21 protein-coding genes are annotated in these 21,820 nt (G+C 42.6%); 3 read left to right on the forward strand and 18 right to left on the reverse strand.

Going from position 1 to position 21,820, the window contains the following annotated elements:
* The first annotated feature begins 122 nt into the window (after positions 1 to 122).
* A complete protein-coding gene (locus AC4PM4_RS24485) occupies positions 123 to 668 on the forward strand; it encodes a cupin domain-containing protein (protein ID WP_063562857.1) in 546 nt (181 codons plus the stop codon).
* 89 nt (positions 669 to 757) lie between these two features.
* Here the strand turns inward: AC4PM4_RS24485 and AC4PM4_RS24490 are convergent, their stop codons facing one another.
* The 8 genes from AC4PM4_RS24490 to AC4PM4_RS24525 form a co-directional block, all read right to left on the reverse strand.
* Complete coding sequence (locus AC4PM4_RS24490) at positions 758 to 1,432, reverse strand: GntR family transcriptional regulator (protein WP_491614760.1); 675 nt, start codon at positions 1,430 to 1,432, stop codon at positions 758 to 760.
* 104 nt (positions 1,433 to 1,536) lie between these two features.
* Positions 1,537 to 3,168, reverse strand: coding sequence for an ABC transporter substrate-binding protein (locus AC4PM4_RS24495; protein WP_072733298.1), 1,632 nt, complete (start codon positions 3,166 to 3,168; stop codon positions 1,537 to 1,539).
* Positions 3,169 to 3,237: 69 nt separating this feature from the next.
* Positions 3,238 to 4,107, reverse strand: a complete 870-nt coding sequence (locus AC4PM4_RS24500; RefSeq protein WP_024630394.1) for a carbohydrate ABC transporter permease — start codon at positions 4,105 to 4,107, stop codon at positions 3,238 to 3,240.
* Positions 4,108 to 4,119: 12 nt separating this feature from the next.
* Positions 4,120 to 5,082: an ABC transporter permease gene (locus AC4PM4_RS24505; RefSeq protein ID WP_491614761.1), complete on the reverse strand. Its 963-nt coding sequence runs from the start codon at positions 5,080 to 5,082 to the stop codon at positions 4,120 to 4,122.
* A gap of 544 nt (positions 5,083 to 5,626) precedes the next feature.
* A complete protein-coding gene (locus tag AC4PM4_RS24510) occupies positions 5,627 to 6,433 on the reverse strand; it encodes an HAD family hydrolase (protein WP_491614762.1) in 807 nt (268 codons plus the stop codon).
* A 27-nt stretch (positions 6,434 to 6,460) separates the two neighbouring features.
* On the reverse strand, positions 6,461 to 6,973 hold the full coding sequence (locus tag AC4PM4_RS24515; protein WP_072733301.1) for a hypothetical protein: 513 nt from the start codon (positions 6,971 to 6,973) through the stop codon (positions 6,461 to 6,463).
* Between the two features lie 126 nt (positions 6,974 to 7,099).
* A complete protein-coding gene (locus AC4PM4_RS24520; RefSeq protein WP_024630398.1) occupies positions 7,100 to 7,309 on the reverse strand; it encodes a DUF896 domain-containing protein in 210 nt (69 codons plus the stop codon).
* 96 nt (positions 7,310 to 7,405) lie between these two features.
* Positions 7,406 to 7,783, reverse strand: a complete 378-nt coding sequence (locus tag AC4PM4_RS24525) for a LysM peptidoglycan-binding domain-containing protein (RefSeq protein WP_072733302.1) — start codon at positions 7,781 to 7,783, stop codon at positions 7,406 to 7,408.
* Between the two features lie 304 nt (positions 7,784 to 8,087).
* On the opposite strand from AC4PM4_RS24525, the gene lexA reads away from it, so the two are divergent.
* Positions 8,088 to 8,714 (forward strand): transcriptional repressor LexA, encoded by a 627-nt coding sequence (lexA, locus tag AC4PM4_RS24530; RefSeq protein WP_024630400.1) that lies wholly within the window; start codon positions 8,088 to 8,090, stop codon positions 8,712 to 8,714.
* Positions 8,715 to 8,826: 112 nt separating this feature from the next.
* Here the strand turns inward: lexA and AC4PM4_RS24535 are convergent, their stop codons facing one another.
* A complete protein-coding gene (locus AC4PM4_RS24535; protein WP_491614763.1) occupies positions 8,827 to 10,128 on the reverse strand; it encodes an aldehyde dehydrogenase in 1,302 nt (433 codons plus the stop codon).
* Between the two features lie 550 nt (positions 10,129 to 10,678).
* Between AC4PM4_RS24535 and AC4PM4_RS24540 the strand changes: the two genes are divergently transcribed.
* Complete coding sequence (locus tag AC4PM4_RS24540) at positions 10,679 to 11,338, forward strand: CatB-related O-acetyltransferase (RefSeq protein WP_491614764.1); 660 nt, start codon at positions 10,679 to 10,681, stop codon at positions 11,336 to 11,338.
* A 113-nt stretch (positions 11,339 to 11,451) separates the two neighbouring features.
* Here the strand turns inward: AC4PM4_RS24540 and glnA are convergent, their stop codons facing one another.
* The 9 genes from glnA to AC4PM4_RS24585 all read right to left on the reverse strand — a co-directional run bounded on the left by glnA (position 11,452) and on the right by AC4PM4_RS24585 (position 21,599).
* Complete coding sequence (gene glnA, locus AC4PM4_RS24545; RefSeq protein WP_063562869.1) at positions 11,452 to 12,780, reverse strand: type I glutamate--ammonia ligase; 1,329 nt, start codon at positions 12,778 to 12,780, stop codon at positions 11,452 to 11,454.
* Positions 12,781 to 12,909: 129 nt separating this feature from the next.
* Positions 12,910 to 13,323: a MerR family transcriptional regulator gene (locus AC4PM4_RS24550; protein WP_063563200.1), complete on the reverse strand. Its 414-nt coding sequence runs from the start codon at positions 13,321 to 13,323 to the stop codon at positions 12,910 to 12,912.
* 83 nt (positions 13,324 to 13,406) lie between these two features.
* Positions 13,407 to 14,660 (reverse strand): methionine gamma-lyase family protein, encoded by a 1,254-nt coding sequence (locus AC4PM4_RS24555; protein ID WP_400345728.1) that lies wholly within the window; start codon positions 14,658 to 14,660, stop codon positions 13,407 to 13,409.
* Between the two features lie 84 nt (positions 14,661 to 14,744).
* The gene (hflX, locus tag AC4PM4_RS24560; RefSeq protein ID WP_024630468.1) at positions 14,745 to 16,031 is read right to left on the reverse strand and encodes a GTPase HflX; all 1,287 of its coding nucleotides are present in this window, start codon (positions 16,029 to 16,031) and stop codon (positions 14,745 to 14,747) included.
* Positions 16,032 to 16,146: 115 nt separating this feature from the next.
* On the reverse strand, positions 16,147 to 17,118 hold the full coding sequence (locus AC4PM4_RS24565; RefSeq protein ID WP_024630469.1) for an AAA family ATPase: 972 nt from the start codon (positions 17,116 to 17,118) through the stop codon (positions 16,147 to 16,149).
* 109 nt (positions 17,119 to 17,227) lie between these two features.
* Positions 17,228 to 17,791: a ribonuclease FAU-1 family protein gene (locus AC4PM4_RS24570; protein ID WP_053780865.1), complete on the reverse strand. Its 564-nt coding sequence runs from the start codon at positions 17,789 to 17,791 to the stop codon at positions 17,228 to 17,230.
* 283 nt (positions 17,792 to 18,074) lie between these two features.
* Positions 18,075 to 20,732, reverse strand: a complete 2,658-nt coding sequence (locus AC4PM4_RS24575; RefSeq protein WP_491614765.1) for a transglycosylase domain-containing protein — start codon at positions 20,730 to 20,732, stop codon at positions 18,075 to 18,077.
* 168 nt (positions 20,733 to 20,900) lie between these two features.
* Positions 20,901 to 21,143 carry an RNA chaperone Hfq gene (gene hfq / locus AC4PM4_RS24580; RefSeq protein WP_017687918.1) on the reverse strand — a complete coding sequence of 81 codons (243 nt, stop codon included), beginning with the start codon at positions 21,141 to 21,143 and terminating at the stop codon, positions 20,901 to 20,903.
* A 234-nt stretch (positions 21,144 to 21,377) separates the two neighbouring features.
* Entirely contained in the window at positions 21,378 to 21,599 is a 222-nt protein-coding gene (locus tag AC4PM4_RS24585; RefSeq protein WP_064637103.1) for a hypothetical protein, read from the reverse strand.
* Positions 21,600 to 21,820: the final 221 nt, after the last annotated feature.

Raw genomic sequence — 21,820 nt, forward strand, 5'->3', positions numbered from 1 at the left:
AAAGATCGGGTTTGATCAGTCCTTTGGCGGTTTTTATGAAGGTAGAATGAATTTGTGAATCGACAAAAATAGCGGAATCCGATATAATAGCGATTAAACCAAGTGGAAAAGAGGGAAAGAACATGGCTGAAATTGTAATCCGAAATACGAACGAACGTATCACTGGAGACGAAAATGTTCGAAATTTCTTAAACAAATATGAAGTACTATTTGAAAAATGGGACGCGTCCAAATTAAAAACTGATCTGCAAAACAACTTTGGACTCACCGATGAACAAAAAGAAGAAGTACTAAACACATTTGACTATGAAATCAGAGACTTGGCTGCACGTCGCGGGTACCAAATCTGGGATGTAATCACGCTGTCTGAACAAACACCAGATATTGAAGAGAAGCTTGCAAAATTCGAAGAGATTCATACTCATGCTGAAGATGAGATCCGTGCTATTGTAGCCGGCAAAGGAATCTTTGTCATCAAAGCTACAGATGATGTAGGTTACTTTAATGTAGAATTGTCTCCTGGAGACGTTATCTCGGTACCTGAGAACACCCCACACTTCTTCACTTTGATGGAGAACAAACAAATCATTGCCGTGCGTCTGTTTATTGAAAAAGATGGCTGGATCGCAGATCCTTACCCAGATCCAACGTTTATCAAACAAGCCTAATAAGCAAATTCTATTATTTGCTCAACAAACCCCTGTTCAATTCGAACAGGGGTTTCTGCATATTCAGATAGTATACAACATTAGATGTTCTATATAAAATAATGTGGATATTTTGCCTTCATCTTCTCTTGTTCAACAACAACTAGTCTGAGATGAGCTTCCATAACCTCAACAGCTCGCTCGGTTTCACGTTCCGTGATAAGTCGGTATATTTCTTTATGTTGTGAAATAATTACCTCTGCATCGGAATCTTCAGACAAGCGTAATAAACGAAGGCGATTAAAGGGAATATTGAGCTGCTGTAGCATTTTCCAACTTCTCATTTTTCCTGTGCCTTGAAACAATATCTGATGAAACTCTTCATCCAGTTCAAAAAGCCGATAGAAATTATTTTTCCCTATACATACTTCCTGCATGGCAATATTGGTTTCAAGTCTGAATCTGAATTCTTCCGGAAAAAAAGCACAAGCCAGAGTGACAATTTCCTTCTCCATCTTCTCTCTCATAAACCGGCCTTCTTCAACATGCTCCAGATTAATATGGGAGACAATGGTTCCACTCTGTGGAATGATATCCAGTAATTCTTCCTCGGCAAGCTTCATGAAAGCTTCACGTACTGGTGTTCTGCTTACTTGCAACTCATCCGCAATTTCCTTCTCGGAAATCTTGGTACCAGGCTCAAGTTCAAGGTGCAGAATTCGTTCCTTTATCAGATTGTATGAATAAGCCCGGGTCGAACCTCTAATCTTTTGATTAAGTGACATTCCTTAACCTCTTCCTCTCAGCCATATTCATCCATCTTAGCACAATTTGCCGTTCCACTTAAATTCCATTAATGAAACGGCAATGGGCAAATTTCAGTTTATATCTATTGTTGCTTGTTTTCTTTGTACTTCTTATATGTGTCATTGGAAAGCTGCATATACTGAGGCAAGCCTTGGCTCTCCAGCTCTTTTACAAATGCATCAAACTCAGAAAGTTTGCGTTCTCCCAAAATGAATTTAAGCGTATTTTGATCCGAAAAATCCTTAAGCGGTGTGCTAAGCAGTGTCACCTGTTCACGATCGATATCCGAGTAAGGAATTGGCGGCTCCGCAGGAACCACTTCTTTGATATCTTTCATGTCTTGCTGGAATTTCAGTTCTTCCTCACTAAACATGGAGTGCAACAAATCTGTGGTTCCTCCATAGGCAAACACACCACCGGAGAATCCATAGTCGATGCGCAAGTCCTTTGTGCCTTTTGGATTCAATCCGTTATAGTTCACATCTTCGGCCAACTTACGAACGCCATCCTGTTTGGTGAAGGTTTCGCCTTCTACACCCCATTTGGCAAATTCTTGACCTTCATCACTATAGTATAACCAGTCAATAAATTGCATGGTTGCTTTGAAATTCTCGTTGTCTTTAATTTTACCGGAAATCATGACACCGTTTTCAAGTCTGGAGCCGGACATCAATTGACCTTTTGGACCACCAGGAACTGTAATTTTGGCGATGGAGAAATTTCCTTCTCCCAACGTTTTATTCATGTCATTACGATGAAGCACTACCGTTTGCGAGTTACCATTAATAATGAAGGATTTTCCAGAAACAAACTTTTGAATAGCCTGGTCATCGTCCTGGGTGAAGCTTTCTTTATCCAACAGCCCCTCCGATACAAGCTTGTTAAAGTAAGTTAACATTTCCTTGTATTCCGGCGTAGTCGAAGTGTATACAAATTCATCTTGATCTTCTTTATACGTTAAACCATTGCCAAATCCCCACCCAGCTTTCGTTCCAAAACTGGTAGCAGCAATATTCAAGGTACTGTTAAATTGGAAACGATCTGAGAACGGAACGGAATCTGGATAGATTTCTTTTAGCTTTTTGGCGGCATCATACAATTCGTCCCATGTCTTTGGAATGGCAATGTTATTTTTCTCAAAAATATCAGTTCTCACAATAAGGGTATAGTCCGGCCAAACCTCTTCATGTAAACCTGGGAGTACATAATATTTCCCATCTTCTTGTCGAAGACCCTCAAGTTCATCCTGAAGTCCCCATTTCTCAACCTTATCTTTGAAATTGGGCATCAAATCAACATAATCACTCACTGGCAAAATCGCACCAGAGGATACAAAAGCAGATTCTTCACCCGGATAGGTTTTCGGAATAACCAGAGGGGCATCTCCAGAGCTGATCAGAAGGGATCTTTTCTGGGGATAGTCACTCATCGGAACGATGGTAGGCTCCAGCGTGACTCCGGTTTTTTCCGTGATTTTTTGGAACAGGAGCCAATCCTTTTTGTACGGGTATGCTGGCTGGTCGCTGTACAGAATAGATAGATTAAATGGTTCAGCGGCTTTGAAGGTCTCTCCTACACCATAGGATTCCATGGCCCCCTTGGATTCTGGTTCAACTTTCTCTCCACCAGCACCGCTGCTACATGCTGCCAGAACGACACTCATCATTGTTGCCAATACCATCTTGCCTACAAGCTTACGTGGTCTATGTTTCATTCATTTCTCCCCCTGCATGTGGTTTAGATTGGCCTTACAATCAAGATGTTGAACTATATCGGGTTAGGATTACTGTTTAACAGATCCCAACATGATACCGGTTACAAAGTATCTTTGAACAAATGGATAAATCGTTAAAATAGGCAAAATGGTGAGTACCATCGTGACCGATTTGATATTTGCAGAAATTTGAGTCAGATTATCCGCTGAAGCACCAGCCGAAGCACCTCCCGTTGCACCTGCAATCATGTTGCGCAAGTAGATCGTAACGGGAAACAGTTCCTTTTTGTCGAGATACAGGAAGGCAGGAAACCATGAGTTCCAGTGTCCCACAGCGTAAAACAGAACCATCGTTGCCATGACAGCTTTACTCAACGGTAGAATGATCCGTAACAAAATGCCATACGTATTCAAACCGTCAATGGCTGCCGCTTCCTCAAGCTCCTCAGGCATGTTTTCGAAAAATGATTTCATAATTAACATGTTATAAATGCTGATTGCCCCAGGCACAACCAGTGCCCACATCGTGTTATTGAAGCCCAGAGAGTTAATCAGGACATAGTTAGGAATCAAACCGCCACTGAAAAACATCGTGAACACGGCGAACATCGTCAAAAATTTTCGTCCCATCAATCTTTTCTTGGATAAGGCATAAGCGAAGATGGTCGTCATGAACATGGAAATCAAAGTACCTACAACGGTATATATAATTGTGTTTTTATAGTTGGTCCAGAACATGCTGTCGCGAGAGATGGTCTTGTAGGTTTCTACATTAAACCCTCTTGGGATAATGCTTACCTTGCCTGAATTGATATAAGCCTCGCTACTGAAAGATTGGGCCACGACATTCAGAAACGGATAGAGCGTGATGAATACCACAAGCAGCAAAAAGATGGCATTGAAAACTTTAAATACTTTGTATGATTTTGATTCCAGCATATTGCTCCTCCTTTACCACAAGCTTCGTTGTGTCAGTCTGCGTGAAATGGCATTAACCGAGAATACCAGGATCAGTCCAATAATGGATTCGAACAAACCAATGGCGGTAGCATAGCTGAAATTGCTCGACTGCAAACCTACCCGGTACAGATAAGTAGAAATCACGTCAGATGTCTCGTAGATCAGCGGATTGTAAAGGAGCAAGATTTTCTCAAATCCAACCGCGAGGAAATTACCCATATTCAAAATCAGCAATGTAACGATCGTTGGCAAAATGCCCGGTATGGTTATATGGAGGGTTTGCTTCCAACGGTTCGCACCATCGATCCGCGCAGCCTCATACAAAGAATCATCAATTGTTGTCAATGCAGCTAAATATAGAATGGCTCCCCACCCCATACCTTGCCAAACCTCAGAGGTGATATAGATTGTTCTGAACCATTCCGCACGCTGCATGAAAGGAATGCTGTCACCAGTAAAGAATGAAACCATTCCATTAATGGAGCCATTAACTGCCGTTAATTGCAGAATCATTCCGGCAACGATGACGATGGACAAGAAGTGCGGAAGATAAGATGCGGTCTGCACAAACTTTTTGAAACGTTTGCTTTTCACCTCATTCAGCAGCAATGCAAAAATAATCGGAACTGGGAAGGTGAAAAGTAACGCAAGTCCACCAAGCATAAGTGTGTTCCCAAATACTTTCCAAAAGGTTGGGTCTTGAATGAACATCTGAAAATACCTGAATCCAACCCACGTCTCTCCAAAAATACTGCCTCCCGGTACAAATCGTCTAAATGCGATTACATTACCGAGCATGGGCCCATATTTGAAAATAATAAGATAGATAATTGGAAGAATTAACAGTGAGTACAGCTGCCAATCTTTGCGAAGCAGAGCTGTAACAGTTTTTAACCTGCTTTCTTTACGTAAAGATGTCATCGATAGCGTCGTTTTAGCGGTTTCCGACTCCATATGTTATTTCACTCCGATCCTAAGCTTGATAAAATAAAAGCGTTTTCGATCAATTCTTATCATCTCTTCTTTTTGTAGAAGACAAGTAATCAGATGAACTTCACCCCCACCAGTAGAATAAAACAAATAATGTAAGCGATATCAATTATGGAGATCACTAGAGACACATATTGGTTAAGATGCTTATCCTCATTTTCTTACTAACCACTTCATGTTGTATTTCCAGAACTAAATGGTTACTTCGATTATGTAAAGCGCTTACAAACAATGTGAAAATTATAGCGAAAAACTCCCGCTTCCACTTCATTCAAGTAAGTCAACAGATATTCGCTACATTCATTCGCATACTAGTCATACTAGTATGTTAGTTATATTCTAAATCAGCAGTTCTATAATTTCAATAACTTTTAATAAAAAATTTCATCTTTTGTTATTACGGTATAGTTCAAGCTGTCCCAACACAAAAAAAACATTGTTAGGTTTTATGGATAAAATACATCTCATAAAACCTAACAATGTTTGAGTAGTACACTAAAAATACGATTTATGATGCACTCATTGAGAATTCAGCAATGATTCGTTCCAATTCGGATAAATGCTTGATTTGATGGTCAGGCACATACGATTCGGTATTCTCTTTATTCTCACGGTTAATCCAAACAGATTGAATACCTGCAGACAATGCTCCACGAATATCAGTCGTAAGCTTATCTCCAACCATCATACTCTCCTCAGGTTGCACTCCCAGCTTACTCAATGCGTGCTCGAAGATCGAAGGATCAGGTTTGCCTTTACCGAACGAACCCGAGATAATAATTTCGTCAAAAAAAAGAGCCAATTCAGGAACGCCGTCAAGCTTCTCTTGTTGTAAAGCAGGACAGCCGTTGGTTAAAAGCAAAAGCTTGAACTTCCCTTGTAGATGACTCAACGTTTCCATCGTTTCTTCATAGACATGGGGTCTTGATCTCCGCTCCGCCCCAAATTGTAAGGCGAGTTGTTCCGCCAGATCTTCACGATCAACACCCAACTTTAACAAGCCACGACGCCATGACTCTTTACGATATGCGGGTGCAAGCTGCTCCAACTGGCGAAACTCCGGCTGATCCCCACCCGTGAAGTTAGCCCAAAGACCTTCAAACGGGTTAATCCCAATCATTTTGGTAAACGAAAAAGTTTCATAAGACTCATACAGATTACGTGCCTCATTACGAACAGCTTCTTCAAGGTCTTCGGGTTTAACGCCCGTCTCTTGAGCTGCGATCAAGCAAGTCTCATGAAAGGCCTCTCGAACACTGCGCTCATCCCACAGTAAAGTATCATCTAGGTCGAACAAAATCGCTTTTAACGCCATTTCGGTCATCTTCCCCTTTATGCAAAATTACTTTTTCTCGTATGTTTCCACGGTGATCTGATGTGCTTTGGCGAATTTCAGAAGACGTTCAGTAATTGCATCAGTATCATAACGATTCAGTAGTTTGGTAAATACCCATCTCTTACCTCGTGCATTATGCTCAATCACAACCGTACCTGGCTCAATTCTGAATTTCACGATATCGTCGACTCCAATTGAACGCTCACGGTTCCCTTTTGTCGTCAAAATCCGGTTACTTCCTATTTTGACATAAGGACGACGGAGCATGAAGATGACTGCCAAAAATACATACAGCAACAAGGTCACCCAGTCCCAAGTGGTCATCGGAGCTTTGACAAGAAATGTACTCATAAAGAGGTACAGGAATGCTAGTCCGATCAGAAAAATAGGAAACAGAAGACTGCGTCCTTTAAATACGTCCTCACCTGGTGTGCCAGAAACCGGTTTACCGCTTTTTTTACGTTGCTGATTCAACTGCTTAGAATTTTTTCGAACCGTTCTCTCGAACGAACGCGACATGAGAATCCCCCTTAGATGTTCTTTGTATCGGCTTACATAACTGCAAACCAACATTTCCCCCTATAATTTGCAACCTCTAGATAACAGGAAAAAACCTAAATATCATAATGATATCATTAGGTTTCCTTAATGTTTGAGTTTGCCTTGGTGGCCTTGATCGTTCTCATCATCTACAATTTCAATCGTATCCAGTTGTTGTCTGAAATTGCTTCGAATGTTATTCAAATAGATTTCTCTAAGTTTGGCACGTTCAGCGAGCTCTTCCTCTGTCAATCCAGTGGATTTTTGCTTACGGGCCAATTCATTAATACGTGCTACCAGACTATCTATATCCAAGCTTGTCCCCTCCAAAAATACAAAGTCATATTAACTTTGACATGTTAAGGGCAGCTTGTCAAGCTGACACGCATTAGCGCGTGTGGATATGCAGCTTTAATCTGTGAATTGAGGCAGTATTAAGACTTGTCCCACCTGTATTGAAGTTGAATGAAGTTGATTCACTTTCTTGATTGCTTCTATATATACACGTGTATCCATTGTTTCAGGTTTGTGATCCAATGATATACTCCATAGTGTATCTCCTTGTGAAACTGCCATCTTCCCTCCAGGCAATAAATCGTTCTCATTGCCAGCGAACACAGTGAGTACTGTACTGCATCCAACCAGTATAATTAAGCTTACGATTATTAATTTCAAGACCCAAGTTGGGACATTACCTTTTGCAAAAACCTTCTTAAAATTCCTTATGTTAGTTTCAACCACTTCTGAACGCACCGGTTCGTAAATGCTTTGATAAGTAGAATATCTCATTAAATATCGACCCCCAAACGTTTGTTCCTATCCGTTGAAATCAATATAACACGAACACTTGTTTTGTACAATAACTTTTTAGAACAATTGTTCGCTTTTTTTGTTGCATCCTACATTCTATTATCTTTCTTCTATTGTATTGGAATTGTCATTTGCAGTATTTGATTAGACTAAAAGAAAATTTTCATCTTAATTCGCAAAAAAACATTGATTTTATGGCATTTTATTTAGAACTTATGTTTGTACGAACGGAGGTTCTATGTTATAATTTTCCCAAACGTTACTAAAATGGGGTTGATACGGTATGTCGAAGATATCCAGCAGGCAACAGGCTATTCTGGAGTTTATACGCAATGAAGTCCGGTTGAAGGGGTATCCTCCTTCCGTACGCGAAATTGGTGAAGCCGTTGGGTTGGCTTCCAGCTCTACAGTACATGGACATCTGGATCGTTTGGAGAAGAAAGGTCTGATTAGACGTGACCCAACCAAACCAAGAGCCATTGAACTTCTCAGCCAGGAAGAGTCAGAGCATTCACATCAGTTTGCTCACAGCGTTGCTCGCATTCCTGTCGTGGGTAAAGTTACTGCAGGGGTTCCGATCACAGCAACAGAAAATATCGAAGATTACTTCCCTCTTCCTACGCATTATGTAGGCGAACAGAAAGTATTTATGCTTTCGGTCGTGGGAGACAGTATGGTTGAAGCAGGCATTGTTAACGGAGACTATGTTATCGTACGTCAGCAGCAAACTGCAGATAACGGCGATATCGTAGTAGCCATGACTGAAGACGATGAAGCAACGGTAAAAACGTTCTACAAAGAGAAAGATCATATTCGTCTTCAACCGGAAAATTCGACTTTTGAACCGTTGCGTTTGAAACACGTTAGCATCCTGGGCAAAGTCATTGGCCTTTTCCGTGATATTCATTAATATGTATTGAAGTTGTACAGAAGTCTCACAATAAGATACAAAAAGAGGTTGTCCCGTTCAACGGGACAACCTCTTTTTTCTTATACAACTTATATTGTTCTACGTTAGTAGATTATTCGCTGCGTTTAAGAATGCTTTTATGATGAGAGAACACATCAAAACTCTGTTGACCATGGTAGGAACCCATTCCACTTTCTCCTACGCCGCCAAACGGAAGATAATGTGATGTCATATGAGACAATGTATCATTAATGCAACCACCACCAAAAGATACTTGATTCAGAACCTGATTCTGCAGATCCTCATCCTGAGTGAAGAGATATAATGCCAGTGGTTTTGGACGGCGAACAATCTCATCTAGCATGGGATTGAGGTCGGTATACTTAAATACAGGAAGAACTGGACCAAAGATCTCTTCTCGCATCACTGGGGATTTCCAATCCACTTCGCCCAGTACTGTTGGTTCAATGAGCAGCTGATTACGTTCAGAACGTCCACCGATCATTGCTTTGCCATCTTGGAGTAACACCGATAAACGATCAAAGTTACGTGCGTTGACAATGTGCGGGAAATCAGCATTTCTCATCACATCGTCTCCAAATTTATCCTGAATTTCTGCACCGATCAATTCCAATAATTTGTCATGTACTTCCTCGTGCACAAGCAAATAGTCTGGAGCGACACAGGTTTGCCCAGCATTCAGGAATTTACCGCGCACAATGCGCTGAGCTGCCAGCTTCAAATCTGCATCCTGGTGGACAATGACCGGACTCTTACCACCTAGTTCTAACGTAACTGGAGTCAAATGCTCAGCAGCTGCCTTCATAACAATGCGGCCAACACCTGTACTGCCTGTAAAGAAAATATAATCAAACTTTTCTTTCAACAATGCCGTACTCGTCTCGACTTCCCCTTCCATAACTGCCAGGTACTCACTAGGAAATATCTCATGAATCAAATCATAAGTCAGACGTGACACGGCTGGGGTTAATTCAGACGGCTTAATAATGGCACAGTTACCCGCAGCAATGGCTCCAATTAGAGGCCCGAAAGCCAGTTGGAACGGATAGTTCCATGGTGCAATAATAAGAGCAACTCCATAAGGTTCAGGATAAATTAAGCTTGTTCCATCAGGTATAGCAGAATTTGTAGGCACAGGTTTTGGTGTAGCCCATTCCTCCAAATGTTCCAATGCAAAATCCAGTTCACCCAACACGATCCGAATCTCAGAGCCATAAGCCTCTGTTTCAGATTTATTTAGATCCGCACGAAGTGCGTCAAGAATACGTTGTTGATATTTCTCAATTCCCTGTCTTAATTGCTGAAGAGCACGAATACGGTACTTAATAGACTTAGTCTGACCTGTATAAAAAAATGTCCGCTGTTCGGCAACCAGTTGCTTCTCTTGTTCCATATTAACATCTCCAATTAATTGTTCAAAATTTAATTTCTAAAAACATAAATGAATTATAACGCAATTATATGAAACTATCAACATATAGATACTGTAAAAACAGAGCAAACAATTAAAACGCACTCTCGCTTCAACGATCTGATCATAATTTAATTAACCATTCTATTTCTTATTGACTACATAAAAAGCCTTAACACTAATATGCCAAAAATTTATGCTACGAATGCCAGCTTCCTCTTTACATTCTTATTCCAGTCCCCGTTTTAGTCCAACATGATGTATCCATTCTTCCAAATGGTGGGCACGTGTTCTGTCTATATTTACTCTTCCTGAATTTTTTCTTCATTATATACACTTTGAGGGAGGATACTTACTGACATCTCTTTATCAGAATAGGATTGACAAAAAAAGAAGTGATTGCTACAATGGCCCTCATATCAAAAGGAAGGATGATTCAGATGATTCGTCGTCTAAAAAAACTAAAGAATGTAGCTACCGCATCACGCTTCTAAGTTACTCAGAAATAAAACTTAGAAGCGAGGAAACTAAAATGAATATAAACCAATTTAATCACTGGTCTGAAATTAAGTATTTAAAGGATATTGTAACCAATCCATTAATTGAAGTCGGCGATTACTCTTATTACTCCGGTTATTATGATAACCATTCATCTTTTGAAGACGGATGCGTGAGATATTTATGGGGAGATGACAAATCGAGAAGCTTATTCAACCCCATTGAGGAATTTGGATGGCAAATAGATCGATTGATTATTGGTAATTATGTATGTATCGCAGCCGGTGTCGTTATTCTTATGGGAGGAAATAACAATCATCATGCGGAGTGGATCACTGTTTATCCGTTCGCTGATCAAATTAGCCATTCCTTCTCACCCAAAGGAGATACCATTATAGAAAGCGATGCCTGGATCGGCATGAATACAATGATTATGCCTGGTGTTACCATTGGTGAAGGTGCGATTGTTGCAGCAGGCTCAGTTGTAACAAAAGATGTCTCCCCTTACACGATAGTAGGTGGAAATCCTGCAAAAGAGGTAAAGAAGCGTTTCTCAGAAGAAGAAATCATGAAGTTAAAAGAAATGCGCTGGTTTGATTGGAAGAGAGAATCAATTGAAGCAGTCACTCACTTACTTTCTAGTTCTTCTATTGATGAGTTATATGAGCATTATTTATCAGAAATTAAGGACTGAGCTCCTATAGACATAAAGCTAGGTAGAATAATATTCTACCCTAGCTTTTTTTATATCTCCTTGCCCATAAAAAGAAAAACCCCTCAGCGCTAGAGCGCCAAGGGATTCAGCTATTAGTACAACGTGATATATTGATCGCGTTCCCATTGGTGGACTTGTGTACGATACATGTCCCACTCAATTTCTTTCAGCTCGTAGAAGTGAGCCAGGGCGTGGTCGCCAAGAGCATCACAGATAACTTCGCTGCGGATCAATTCATTCAATGCTTCTTTCAGGTCAGCCGGCAAGCTTGGAATGCCTTCTTCCACACGCTCTTCTTCTGACATGATGTAGATGTTACGGTCAATCGGAGCAGGTAAGGAAAGCTCACGTTTGATTCCGTCCAGACCTGCTTTCAATAAAACAGCCAAAGCCAAGTATGGGTTAGCAGCCGGATCCGGATTACGAACCTCAACACGTGTACTCAGACCACGGGAAGCTGGAATACGGATCATTGGACTACGGTTACTAGCAGACCAAGCTACATAACAAGGTGCTTCGTAACCTGGTACAAGACGTTTGTATGAGTTCACAGTTGGGTTCGTAATTGCTGCAAACGCACGCGCATGCTTCAAAGTTCCAGCCATGAAGTGACGTGCAGTTTTGCTCAGACCCAGTTCGTCCGACTCGTCTACGAATGCGTTCACTTTGCCTTGGAACAAGGATTGGTTACAGTGCATACCGGAACCGTTCATACCAAACAGTGGTTTCGGCATAAAGGTAGCATGTAGACCATGCTGACGTGCAATCGTTTTAACAACGAGTTTGAACGTTTGGATCTGGTCTGCTGCTTTTAGAGCATCAGCATATTTAAAGTCGATCTCATGCTGACCTGGAGCTACCTCATGGTGGGAAGCTTCGATCTCAAAGCCCATTTCTTCAAGTGTGATAACAATGTCACGACGACAGTTTTCACCAAGATCCGTAGGCGCTAGGTCGAAATATCCACCTTGGTCATTCAGTTCGTTAGTCGGGTTTCCTTTTTCGTCTGTTTTGAACAAGAAGAACTCTGGTTCAGGACCGACGTTGAAGGAAGTGAATCCCATTTCTTCGGCTTCTTTCAGGTTTCGTTTCAAGATGCCACGCGGATCTCCTGGAAACGGATTACCATCCGGAAGATATACGTCGCAAATCAGTCGAGCAACACGGTTCTCGGCTACCCAAGGGAAAATCAGCCAAGAATCGAGATCCGGATAGAGGTACATGTCGGACTCTTCAATACGCACATAACCTTCAATGGAAGATCCATCAAACATCATTTTATTGTCCAGAGCCTTAGTAAGCTGGCTCACAGGGATCTCAACGTTTTTGATTGCTCCAAGCAAATCGGTAAATTGCAAACGAATGAATCGTACATTTTCTTCTTTTGAGATACGTAGTATGTCTTCTTTAGTAAAACTCACGATACCCTCTCCCTTTCTTCTCTGCGTATTTGGCTTGCCTGTTATATTTGTACATTAGAATATCGCATGGGTCAAGGAGTCCTCCTACCCAAAAGCAGGATTTCCCCTGACTTACGAGGTTATACGAACTTATTTTTTATTAAAGAAACGGGAAAGCTCTCCCTGGATGAGAGATACTTGTCCAGGTCTCTTACCTGACACCAGTTGTTGTTTAAGCAGACGGTGTAGTTGGGAGTCCGATAGTTCTCTACGTTTCACTTCCGTATCGGCTGTAATAACAGTCGCTTCTTCTGACTCTTTAGATACAGGATTCATCACTTGTTTAATGCCTGCAATGTTAACTCCTTTTTCAATCAGAGCCTTGATTTCCAGCAATCGTTCTACGTCATTGAAAGAGAACAAACGCTGATTACCTGACGTTCTCGCAGGAACAATCAAACTGTGCTGCTCATAATAACGAATCTGACGCGCGGACAGATCCGTAAGTTTCATTACAATACCTATCGGGAATAAGGCCATATTTCTGCGAATTTCGTCACCCATCATTCATCAACCTTCCAGTCATCTATTCTTCACTCTATTGTACATTTAGTTATTACTAAGTGTCAATGATGTGTTAGATAAACTCACAATAATTTGCGTTCTTTCATGGTCTGTAATGACATCAAAACGCCATATTTAACATGAGAGTACGTTAAACCGCCCTGCATATAGCCAATAAAAGGCTCACGGATAGGCGCATCTGCCGACAATTCAAGGCTCCCACCCTGTATAAACGTACCTGCCGCCATGATGACAGGGTGCTCGTAACCCGGCATGTCCCAAGGTTCAGGAACTACATGGCTATCTACTGCAGCAGCCCGCTGTATCCCTTGTACAAAGGCAATTAAATGCTCGGCCGAACTGAATTGAACAGCCTGAATCAGATCTGTACGCATCTCGTTCCATGCCGGTTTGGTTACAAATCCGGATGCAGCAAACATCGCCGCAGCGAATGTGCTCCCTTTAACGGCCTGTCCTACAATTGTCGGAGCCATGTAAAGTCCTTGGTAGATGCCACGAGTTGTTCCCAACATCGCGCCAACCTCACCGCCAATTCCAGGAGCAGTCAAACGATAGGCAGCCAATTGCACGTACTTTTCCTTCCCGCATATGTATCCACCGGTTTCCGCTAGACCTCCACCGGGATTTTTAATCAGTGAACCTGCCATCAGGTCTACCCCGATTTCAGTTGGTTCACGTTCCTCCGTGAATTCACCATAACAGTTATCCACAAATATGATGACATCTTCCTTGATCGCCTTTACACGTGTAACCATATCAGCGATTTCTTCAATACAGAAGGAAGATCTCCAATCATATCCTCTGGAGCGTTGAATACCAATGACTTTTGTCGCTGCATTGATACTTTTCTCTACCGCCGCCCAATCTACTCCGCCATCTTCTAACAGACCCGTCTCTTGATAGCCAATTCCGAAATCCCGTAATGATCCTGTTCCATCACCAGGCTTGCCAATGACTTTATGCAATGTGTCATAGGGCTTACCCGTAATGTACAACAACTCGTCACCTGGACGAAGTACACCGAACAAAGCTGTAGCAATAGTATGTGTACCTGATGCAAAATGGGGACGCACCAGTGCCGCCTCTGCACCAAACACATCGGCATACACTTCATCAAGCACCTCACGCCCGCGATCGTTATAAGCGTACCCCGTTGAACCCGCAAAGTGAAAATCACTGACTTTTCTACGCTGAAAAGCATTGATTACTTTCCATTGGTTATGATCGGTGATCCGGTCAATCTGTTGCAATTGCCCCTCAATCTGACGTTCAACCTGTCGTTGAAGTTCAATAATCTCTGAATCAAAGCTTACCATCTTGCTTCATTCCCCTTCATAGCACGAATCTGACGTCAAACATCAATTATCGTGTCAACTTATCATACAAATATGTCATCGATGTTACAGTTGTATGAAATCTTCAAGTAAATAACCGAATTTCTCATATTCGCCTTTTTGCAGTTCCACTTCATAAATTACATCATTATCTTCAAATGTGGTCTCAACAACATCGCCTATTTTGTAAAGTACAGATGTAAGATCGCCACGCTCAGCCGGAATACGGAACCGTTTGGTAGCGCCAGTCAATTCAGCCTGGATAAGCTCACGAATTTTCAGCAAGTCATCTGCATCCAGAGCGCTCACTTTGATATGTTCTTTATCCAAAGGAAGCATCTCAAGCTGCTCCGGTGTACAAGCATCCTTTTTGTTATACAATACCAATTGAGGCTTGTCCCCTGAACCCAGTTGCTGCAAAATCGTGTGTACAGTTCTCATCTGGTCTTCACGCATTGCAGATGATGCATCGACCACATGTAATATAAGGTCCGCTTCATTCACTTCCTCCAGCGTTGCACGGAAAGCCGCAATCAGATCATGAGGAAGGTTTTGTATAAACCCAACCGTATCTGTGAGTACGATTTCTTTACCACTTGGCAGTTCCATCGTCCGAGAGGTTGGATCCAGTGTGGCAAACAGCTGGTCTTGAATATACACATCTGCCGCCGTTAATTGTTTAAGCAAGGTGGACTTACCCGCATTCGTATAACCTACAAGGGCTACCTGAACGATCCCCGTCTTTTTGCGACGTTCCCGGTGCAGCTTGCGATGACGTGTCACTTCTTCCAGATGACGCTTCAAGTCATCTATGCGGCCACGAATATGTCGACGATCCGTCTCCAGTTTACTTTCACCTGGACCCCGCGTTCCAATTCCGCCACCAAGTCTGGACAAATTTTTTCCGTGACCCGACAAACGTGGTAACAAATAGCTCAACTGAGCCAACTCAACCTGGATAATACCTTCTCTTGTGTTGGCGCGCTGCGCAAAGATATCCAAAATCAGCTGGGTGCGGTCAATAATTTTGAGATCCAACGCTTCTTCCAGGTTACGAACTTGAGCACCGGACAGCTCCTGGTCAAAAATAGCTGTTGTTGCTCCCATTTCCTCAGCCACTGCACGAAGTTCTTCCACTTTCCCCTTACCTATGAACCATTTGGTGTCCCGGGTTTTCAGGTTTTGTGACAATACACTCAGCACTTCTACGCCTGCCGTCTCGGCAAGTTTTACCAACTCCTCAAGGGAGTACTCCGGGTTAATACCCGAACGTTTGACCTCATCGGTAACCAGACTCACCAACACGGCGCGATCCTTCTTCACCATATCTGTATCATGTGTTCCATTTGTCATCGTGTATATTCACTCCTTCTACTACGTTTCCGCATATATTCTGTGCCACCTTAGATGGCATGCTTTAAGCCGAACCGGTTAACCCGGCCGGCTGCGTTAAAAATTATATTATCGCTTACTTTTGCTCAAACTTCAAATCCTCTGTGCGGATGGTCATCAGCTCTAGTTTTCCCGGATTTCCCTGGGTATACTGTTCCAATAGTCGAACTGCCTGATGGCGAATCGATCGTTCAATGGCATTTCGGACATATCGGGCATTGCTGAACGCATGAAGAGATTCATTTTTTTCCTGAAGCAGATGCTGCTTTAGTTTGAGTATGGTCTGTGGCATGAGAATATAGTCACGTTCCTTAGCCATAATTTCGGAGATTTGAATCAATTGATCAATGCTATAGTCTGGAAATTCAACCTGGATCGGAAAACGGGAAGGTAATCCGGGATTCGTCTGTAGAAAAAAATCAATTTCTTCCGAGTAACCCGCCAAAATGAGGATAAATTGATTTTTATTATCTTCCATTGACTTTACAAGTGTGTCGATAGCTTCCTTCCCAAAATCCTTCTCGCCCCCGCGAGCCAGACTGTACGCCTCATCAATAAATAAGATTCCACCCAATGCCTTTTTGACCAAATCCCTCGTTTTTTGTGCCGTATGCCCGATGTATTCCCCGACCAAGTCTGCACGTTCCACTTCAATCAAATGACCCTTACTCAATACACCCATCTTCTGAAACAGCTTCGCAACGATTCGTGCTACCGTTGTTTTTCCGGTTCCCGGATTGCCTTTGAAAATCATATGATACACGTGCGCCCCACTTATCAGTCCAGCTTCGGTACGCATTTGGGCAATCTGTAAGAAAGCATAGATTTCAAATACTAAATCCTTGATATTTTCGAGTCCAACCAGCTGCTCCAATTCACCTTGAATCTCCTGAAAATGCGCATGTTTGGCTAAACCTTTTGCCGCTTGTATTGCCGTCTCTTCTTCTTTGACCAGCATCTGAGGTTCCTGGTTACGCAAAACAACATTAATTTGTCTGGATGGTCTGCCTCCCGGTTGCCCTCCTGCAGCCATGACCCGTCCGTTCATTCGCCATCACCTCTATTTTATCGGGCTGAACTCTCCTGATTATTAATGTATTCTATCAGGTGCTCTAATATTAGAAGGATGGCGAAGAATTCTGCGACTTTTCCATGACTTAAATCTGAATATTTTTTCTGAACTCCCCATTCTCAAACAAGGATTGTCTATGCTTCAAAGACAGTTGGAAATAAGGAAACACATGAGCATCAATGGCATGCAACAATTCCTTGGCTGTCCGGTTAGCCAGATCATAATCCCCCGTCGTAATGTGCTTACGTGAAAGAGCATCTTCAAGTTCATCCTCGTCCAGCAAAAATATTTCTCCATCCTTCAGGACAACGACATCCAGATACAGATCATCAAACCACGGAACACCCTGATCGGTTATGCCCTGGCTGCGGCATGTATCAATGTACCATTCAACGATCCGTTCCTGATCGTCAAACATGGCCGTAACAACAAAGTGCTCGCCCTTCGGATAATACTGCAACCAGGAATAACCTTTATCCGCAATGCAAAATGTACTTCCTCCATAGGTTTTCCACAAAGGCTCTTTCAAATCTTGTATCGTATACAACGTAATGTAACCCGTAAAAATTTTGGATTGAACGAACCGGCATGTAAATTGTCGGTTCGTAATCCGGCGCCAGTTCGCGCGGTCCCCGAATTTCCGTTTCATACGAACCCCTCTTTGCCGACCACAGGTCCGTGACCTGCTGATATTGGTGAACAGCGAATAACGTCCGCATTACCGATTCCACAAGTGCCTGAATCCGCTTTGCACAACGTATTACGAATAGTTACAGCTTACCATATTTAAGTTATACACTCAAAATCAAGCTTTGCCCCATCTATTAGAGAGTTATGGTTCCACTCCAATGGTTATACAAACCAAAAAACCTGCTTCCCCAATATGAGGGAGCAGGTTTTAGGTTGTAATGATTTAATGCGCCTTATTCTTGTTAACCGCCAGTTCCAGTTTGAGAATCTGTCGGTGCATTCGTTTCTCCATTGTTGCCGTTGTTTCCACTATCTGGTGGCGTGACCACTTCGCCCGGTGTCGTCACAGATCCATCATTGGAACCCTCACCCGTACCTCCAGGTTCTGTTGTTCCCTGTCCAGGCGGTGTATTTCCTTCTCCGGTCTGTCCGTTCCCTTGACCTGTCCCGCCGTTGTTTCCGTTGTTTCCATTATTGCCGTTACCATTGTTGCCATTTTCATTTCCGTTGCCATTGTTACCCTCAGAACTTCCATTCCCCGGCGAACCGTTGTCTGGATTTTCTGTTCCAGGCTGTTCTGTGCCCGGTTCCGTCCCTGGCTCCGTGCCCGTATCTGGCTGTTCCGGTTCCAATTCCTCCGCTTCAATCATCAGCGATATGATGTTGGACGGATCAGTCTCCAGTCCCGTAGCTGAATCAACAGCTGTCACATAGTATTCGTAGGTGAGACCCGGGAGTGCACCTAGATCCTGCGCACTGGTCGAACCAACCGCATCTAATAGATGGGTGAACTGTCCCTCAGATGTCTCTTTTCTGTAAATCCGATACTGTGTCGAGGAATCTCCCGTTGCAGTCCAATTCAACGATACAGTTTGCGTAGATGAATCATACGCACCATTCAAACCACTCACTGAAAGTGTTGGTTGCTCTGGTTCTTTCTCCGGTGGAGGTGTCTGGGCTCCTGCTGGAGCTTCGAAGTCTTTCACAGGAACTCCTTTCAACGCATCCCCCATAACTTTGGCAAAGAACGCCGCTGATAGCTTACTGCTATTTTTGAGCATATGGGTTGCATCAGGATTGTCGTAACCCATCCATACTGCAGCAGTCCATTCTGGCGTGTATCCGACGAACCAAACATCACGGTTAGCACTGTTGCCAGAGATACCACTTTGAACGGTTCCCGTCTTACCAGCAACTGGTCGATCCAGACGTGCTGAACGACCTGTACCGTCATTCACGACATTTTGCAGCATCTTAGTCAAGGAATAAGCATTTTGCTCAGTCATAACACGTGTTGTTTCCGATTTATCGTGTTTATAGGTCGTTTTTCCCGCGCTATCCTTAATTTCCTTAATGGAGTATGCCTGCTGGTACTCACCCAGATTGGCGAATGCACTATAGGCTTGCGCCATTTCCAGCGTATTCGTACCTTTGCTAAGACCACCCAGCGCAATCGCCAGGTTTTTGTCTTCATCCGTAAGTTGGATACCTACGCTTTTTGCAAACTGAACACCTGTATTCACACCAATTTTGTTTAGGAGCCATACTGCCGGGATATTCTCCGATTTTGTAATGGCATCAGTCATACTAATGGTTGAAGAATAACCATGCAAGTTACCCGGACAGTAATTCCCGAAGCATTGCTTTTCATTACTGAGAGCTGAGTTTGCATTGTAATTACCTGATTCAAGAGCCGGTGCATAAGTCACAATCGGTTTAAATGCCGATCCAGGTTGTCTGCGGCTCTGTGTGACCCGGCTGTAGCCTTTTGTTTGATAATCCCGTCCGCCCATCAAGGCGACGAGACTGCCATTTTCATGGTTCATAATTACCATGGAGCCTTGAACTGGCTGATCGTCTTTACTTGACTCAAACAAACTGTCATCCGAGAAAGCACTTTCCATGGCTGTTTGAGCCTGAGCATCCATCGTCGTGTAAATTTTGTACCCGCCGATATTCAGATCATCCTCCGTTTTACCAGTCACTTTTTCCGCTTCACGAAGAACATAGTCGATAAAGGCTTGATACTTTTGATCTTTCTCAGGCGGTGTATAGTCATAGTCTACTTCTTTGGCTTCATCCATTTCCGCCTTGGTGATGTAACCTTGCTCATACATCAGCTGCAATACCACAGCACGTCGTGCCTTGGAATCGTTGGGATTGCTCAGCGGGTTATAGGCAGAAGGCCCTTTAGGCATCGCTGCCAATGTGGCAATTTGCCAGATCTTCAACTCATTAAGGTCAGACACTCCAAAATAAAATTCAGACGCAGCCTTAATTCCATAACGCTGATGACCGAAGAAAATCCGGTTCAGATACATCGTCAGAATTTCGTCTTTTGAGTACTTGCGCTCCAATGCCATTGCAATGGAAACCTCTGTCGCTTTACGGAAGAAGGTCTTGTCACGGGACAAGAACATATTTTTCGCAAGCTGCTGAGTCAGCGTACTGCCACCCTCCACCATGGAGCGGGCCATGACGTCTTTAACCGCTGCACGTCCGATGGACCAGATATCCACGCCCTGATGCTCGTAAAATCGTTTGTCCTCCGTGGCAACAAAAGCTTCCTTTACTAGATCCGGAATATCTTCTTCATTGACCGGCTCCAGCTTTTGAATGGACAACTCGCCCATTAACTGTCCGTTACGATCATATACTTTTGAAGTTTCATTGATTGTTGTTTTGTCCTTGTTGGCTTTGAGCAGATTTTCCCCACTCACCATAATAAATAAATATCCACCCAGTGCACAAAATATGGCGATTGCCATGGTGAAAAACAGTGTCCATCCAACGCGTTTACCCGTAATTTTTTTCTTTTTAGAGGTCTTTGGCTTCGCTTTTTTGGTTGACTTGTTATTGCTGTTGCGATTGTTAGACCTCGACAACGGATCGTTTGGCATGTTACCTCCTGACTCCCTTTCAGTTGCATAATTTCTATTCGACTACTGGCTCAAACTCCTATAGAGCTTATTTTGCCCGGAATGAAAAGAACAACCCTTATTCAGGTTGCTCTGTTTCGATTCCTATACATGTAGACGAAATGGTTGATAAAAAGGTTTCGTAATTTTTTAAGCTTCGCCGCTATTATCTTGCTGCATCAGCGATACGCTGCGTTGCGGCGTGAACGTGGAGATGGCGTGCTTGTAGACCATTTGCTGGCGTCCGTCGCTGTCAATGACGATCGTAAAATTGTCAAATGCCTTGATCGTTCCGCGGATTTGAAAGCCATTGGTCAGATAGACCGTAGCTGGAATGTTTTCTTTCCGCAGTTGGTTCAAGAACGTATCTTGGATGTTGATGGACTTGTTCATTAGCCGTACCCCCATTGGTTCATTTGAATTCGTGTTATAAGTAATATTCAATATCGCTGAGTAGCTTTCGTGCTATTATATCATGAACGGATTCATATAATCCACAAAAACCCCTTGCCTGCTATTTTGCACCTATGCCTGAGCTTCGCTTGCAACTAGAAGACTTATCCATTATACACCGCTTGTCAGAATTGCAAAAGAGGGACAAATTCTACCCTTTTCCACGTTTCCCTTCTACTTTTCTGGATCTGTATATGTTTTCCCTTCTTCTCTGGCCAACGTCATATTTTTCCGATTCTTTCTATCATGGATTAAGAGTTTGAGGTATGTATTGGTATTGATGAGAACAATAATTAACCAAATTAATGCGACAAGACCTCCAATGGCAAAACCAATTCCAAATAATCCTGAGAAAAAGAGATATAAACTCGCTACTCCGCTCGGTTCTGCACTCATAAAATCTCCCCCTTCACCTTACAAACAAAATCAAATGGCCTGTCATGTGAATTCATTTTAATATTTATGTTATTTTTTTACAATGAATTTCTTTGCTTAAATCTGCATAGGACTCTGAATATTCCCTCTTTTAATAACATCATTTCATATAAAAAAAAGTAAAAACCTCTACCTTTTATTTCTAAAAGATAGAGGTTCTAAAGTCCTAATCGGTGGCAAAT

The organism is Paenibacillus sp. MDV22-iso6, assembly GCF_058408365.1.

Coding starts and splice junctions, on each gene's coding strand:
- AC4PM4_RS24555 (WP_400345728.1), bottom strand. CDS start 14,660: ATGGTAAGCTTTGATTCAGAGATTATTGAACTTCAACGACAGGTTGAA.
- AC4PM4_RS24585 (WP_064637103.1), bottom strand. CDS start 21,599: ATGAGTGCAGAACCGAGCGGAGTAGCGAGTTTATATCTCTTTTTCTCA.
- AC4PM4_RS24550 (WP_063563200.1), bottom strand. CDS start 13,323: ATGGGTGACGAAATTCGCAGAAATATGGCCTTATTCCCGATAGGTATT.
- lexA (WP_024630400.1), top strand. CDS start 8,088: ATGTCGAAGATATCCAGCAGGCAACAGGCTATTCTGGAGTTTATACGC.
- hfq (WP_017687918.1), bottom strand. CDS start 21,143: ATGAACAAGTCCATCAACATCCAAGATACGTTCTTGAACCAACTGCGG.
- AC4PM4_RS24535 (WP_491614763.1), bottom strand. CDS start 10,128: ATGGAACAAGAGAAGCAACTGGTTGCCGAACAGCGGACATTTTTTTAT.
- AC4PM4_RS24565 (WP_024630469.1), bottom strand. CDS start 17,118: ATGAACGGACGGGTCATGGCTGCAGGAGGGCAACCGGGAGGCAGACCA.
- AC4PM4_RS24490 (WP_491614760.1), bottom strand. CDS start 1,432: ATGTCACTTAATCAAAAGATTAGAGGTTCGACCCGGGCTTATTCATAC.
- AC4PM4_RS24485 (WP_063562857.1), top strand. CDS start 123: ATGGCTGAAATTGTAATCCGAAATACGAACGAACGTATCACTGGAGAC.
- AC4PM4_RS24570 (WP_053780865.1), bottom strand. CDS start 17,791: ATGAAACGGAAATTCGGGGACCGCGCGAACTGGCGCCGGATTACGAAC.
- AC4PM4_RS24575 (WP_491614765.1), bottom strand. CDS start 20,732: ATGCCAAACGATCCGTTGTCGAGGTCTAACAATCGCAACAGCAATAAC.
- AC4PM4_RS24525 (WP_072733302.1), bottom strand. CDS start 7,783: ATGAGATATTCTACTTATCAAAGCATTTACGAACCGGTGCGTTCAGAA.
- AC4PM4_RS24500 (WP_024630394.1), bottom strand. CDS start 4,107: ATGCTGGAATCAAAATCATACAAAGTATTTAAAGTTTTCAATGCCATC.
- AC4PM4_RS24495 (WP_072733298.1), bottom strand. CDS start 3,168: ATGAAACATAGACCACGTAAGCTTGTAGGCAAGATGGTATTGGCAACA.
- AC4PM4_RS24510 (WP_491614762.1), bottom strand. CDS start 6,433: ATGGCGTTAAAAGCGATTTTGTTCGACCTAGATGATACTTTACTGTGG.
- AC4PM4_RS24515 (WP_072733301.1), bottom strand. CDS start 6,973: ATGTCGCGTTCGTTCGAGAGAACGGTTCGAAAAAATTCTAAGCAGTTG.
- AC4PM4_RS24540 (WP_491614764.1), top strand. CDS start 10,679: ATGAATATAAACCAATTTAATCACTGGTCTGAAATTAAGTATTTAAAG.
- hflX (WP_024630468.1), bottom strand. CDS start 16,031: ATGACAAATGGAACACATGATACAGATATGGTGAAGAAGGATCGCGCC.
- AC4PM4_RS24505 (WP_491614761.1), bottom strand. CDS start 5,082: ATGGAGTCGGAAACCGCTAAAACGACGCTATCGATGACATCTTTACGT.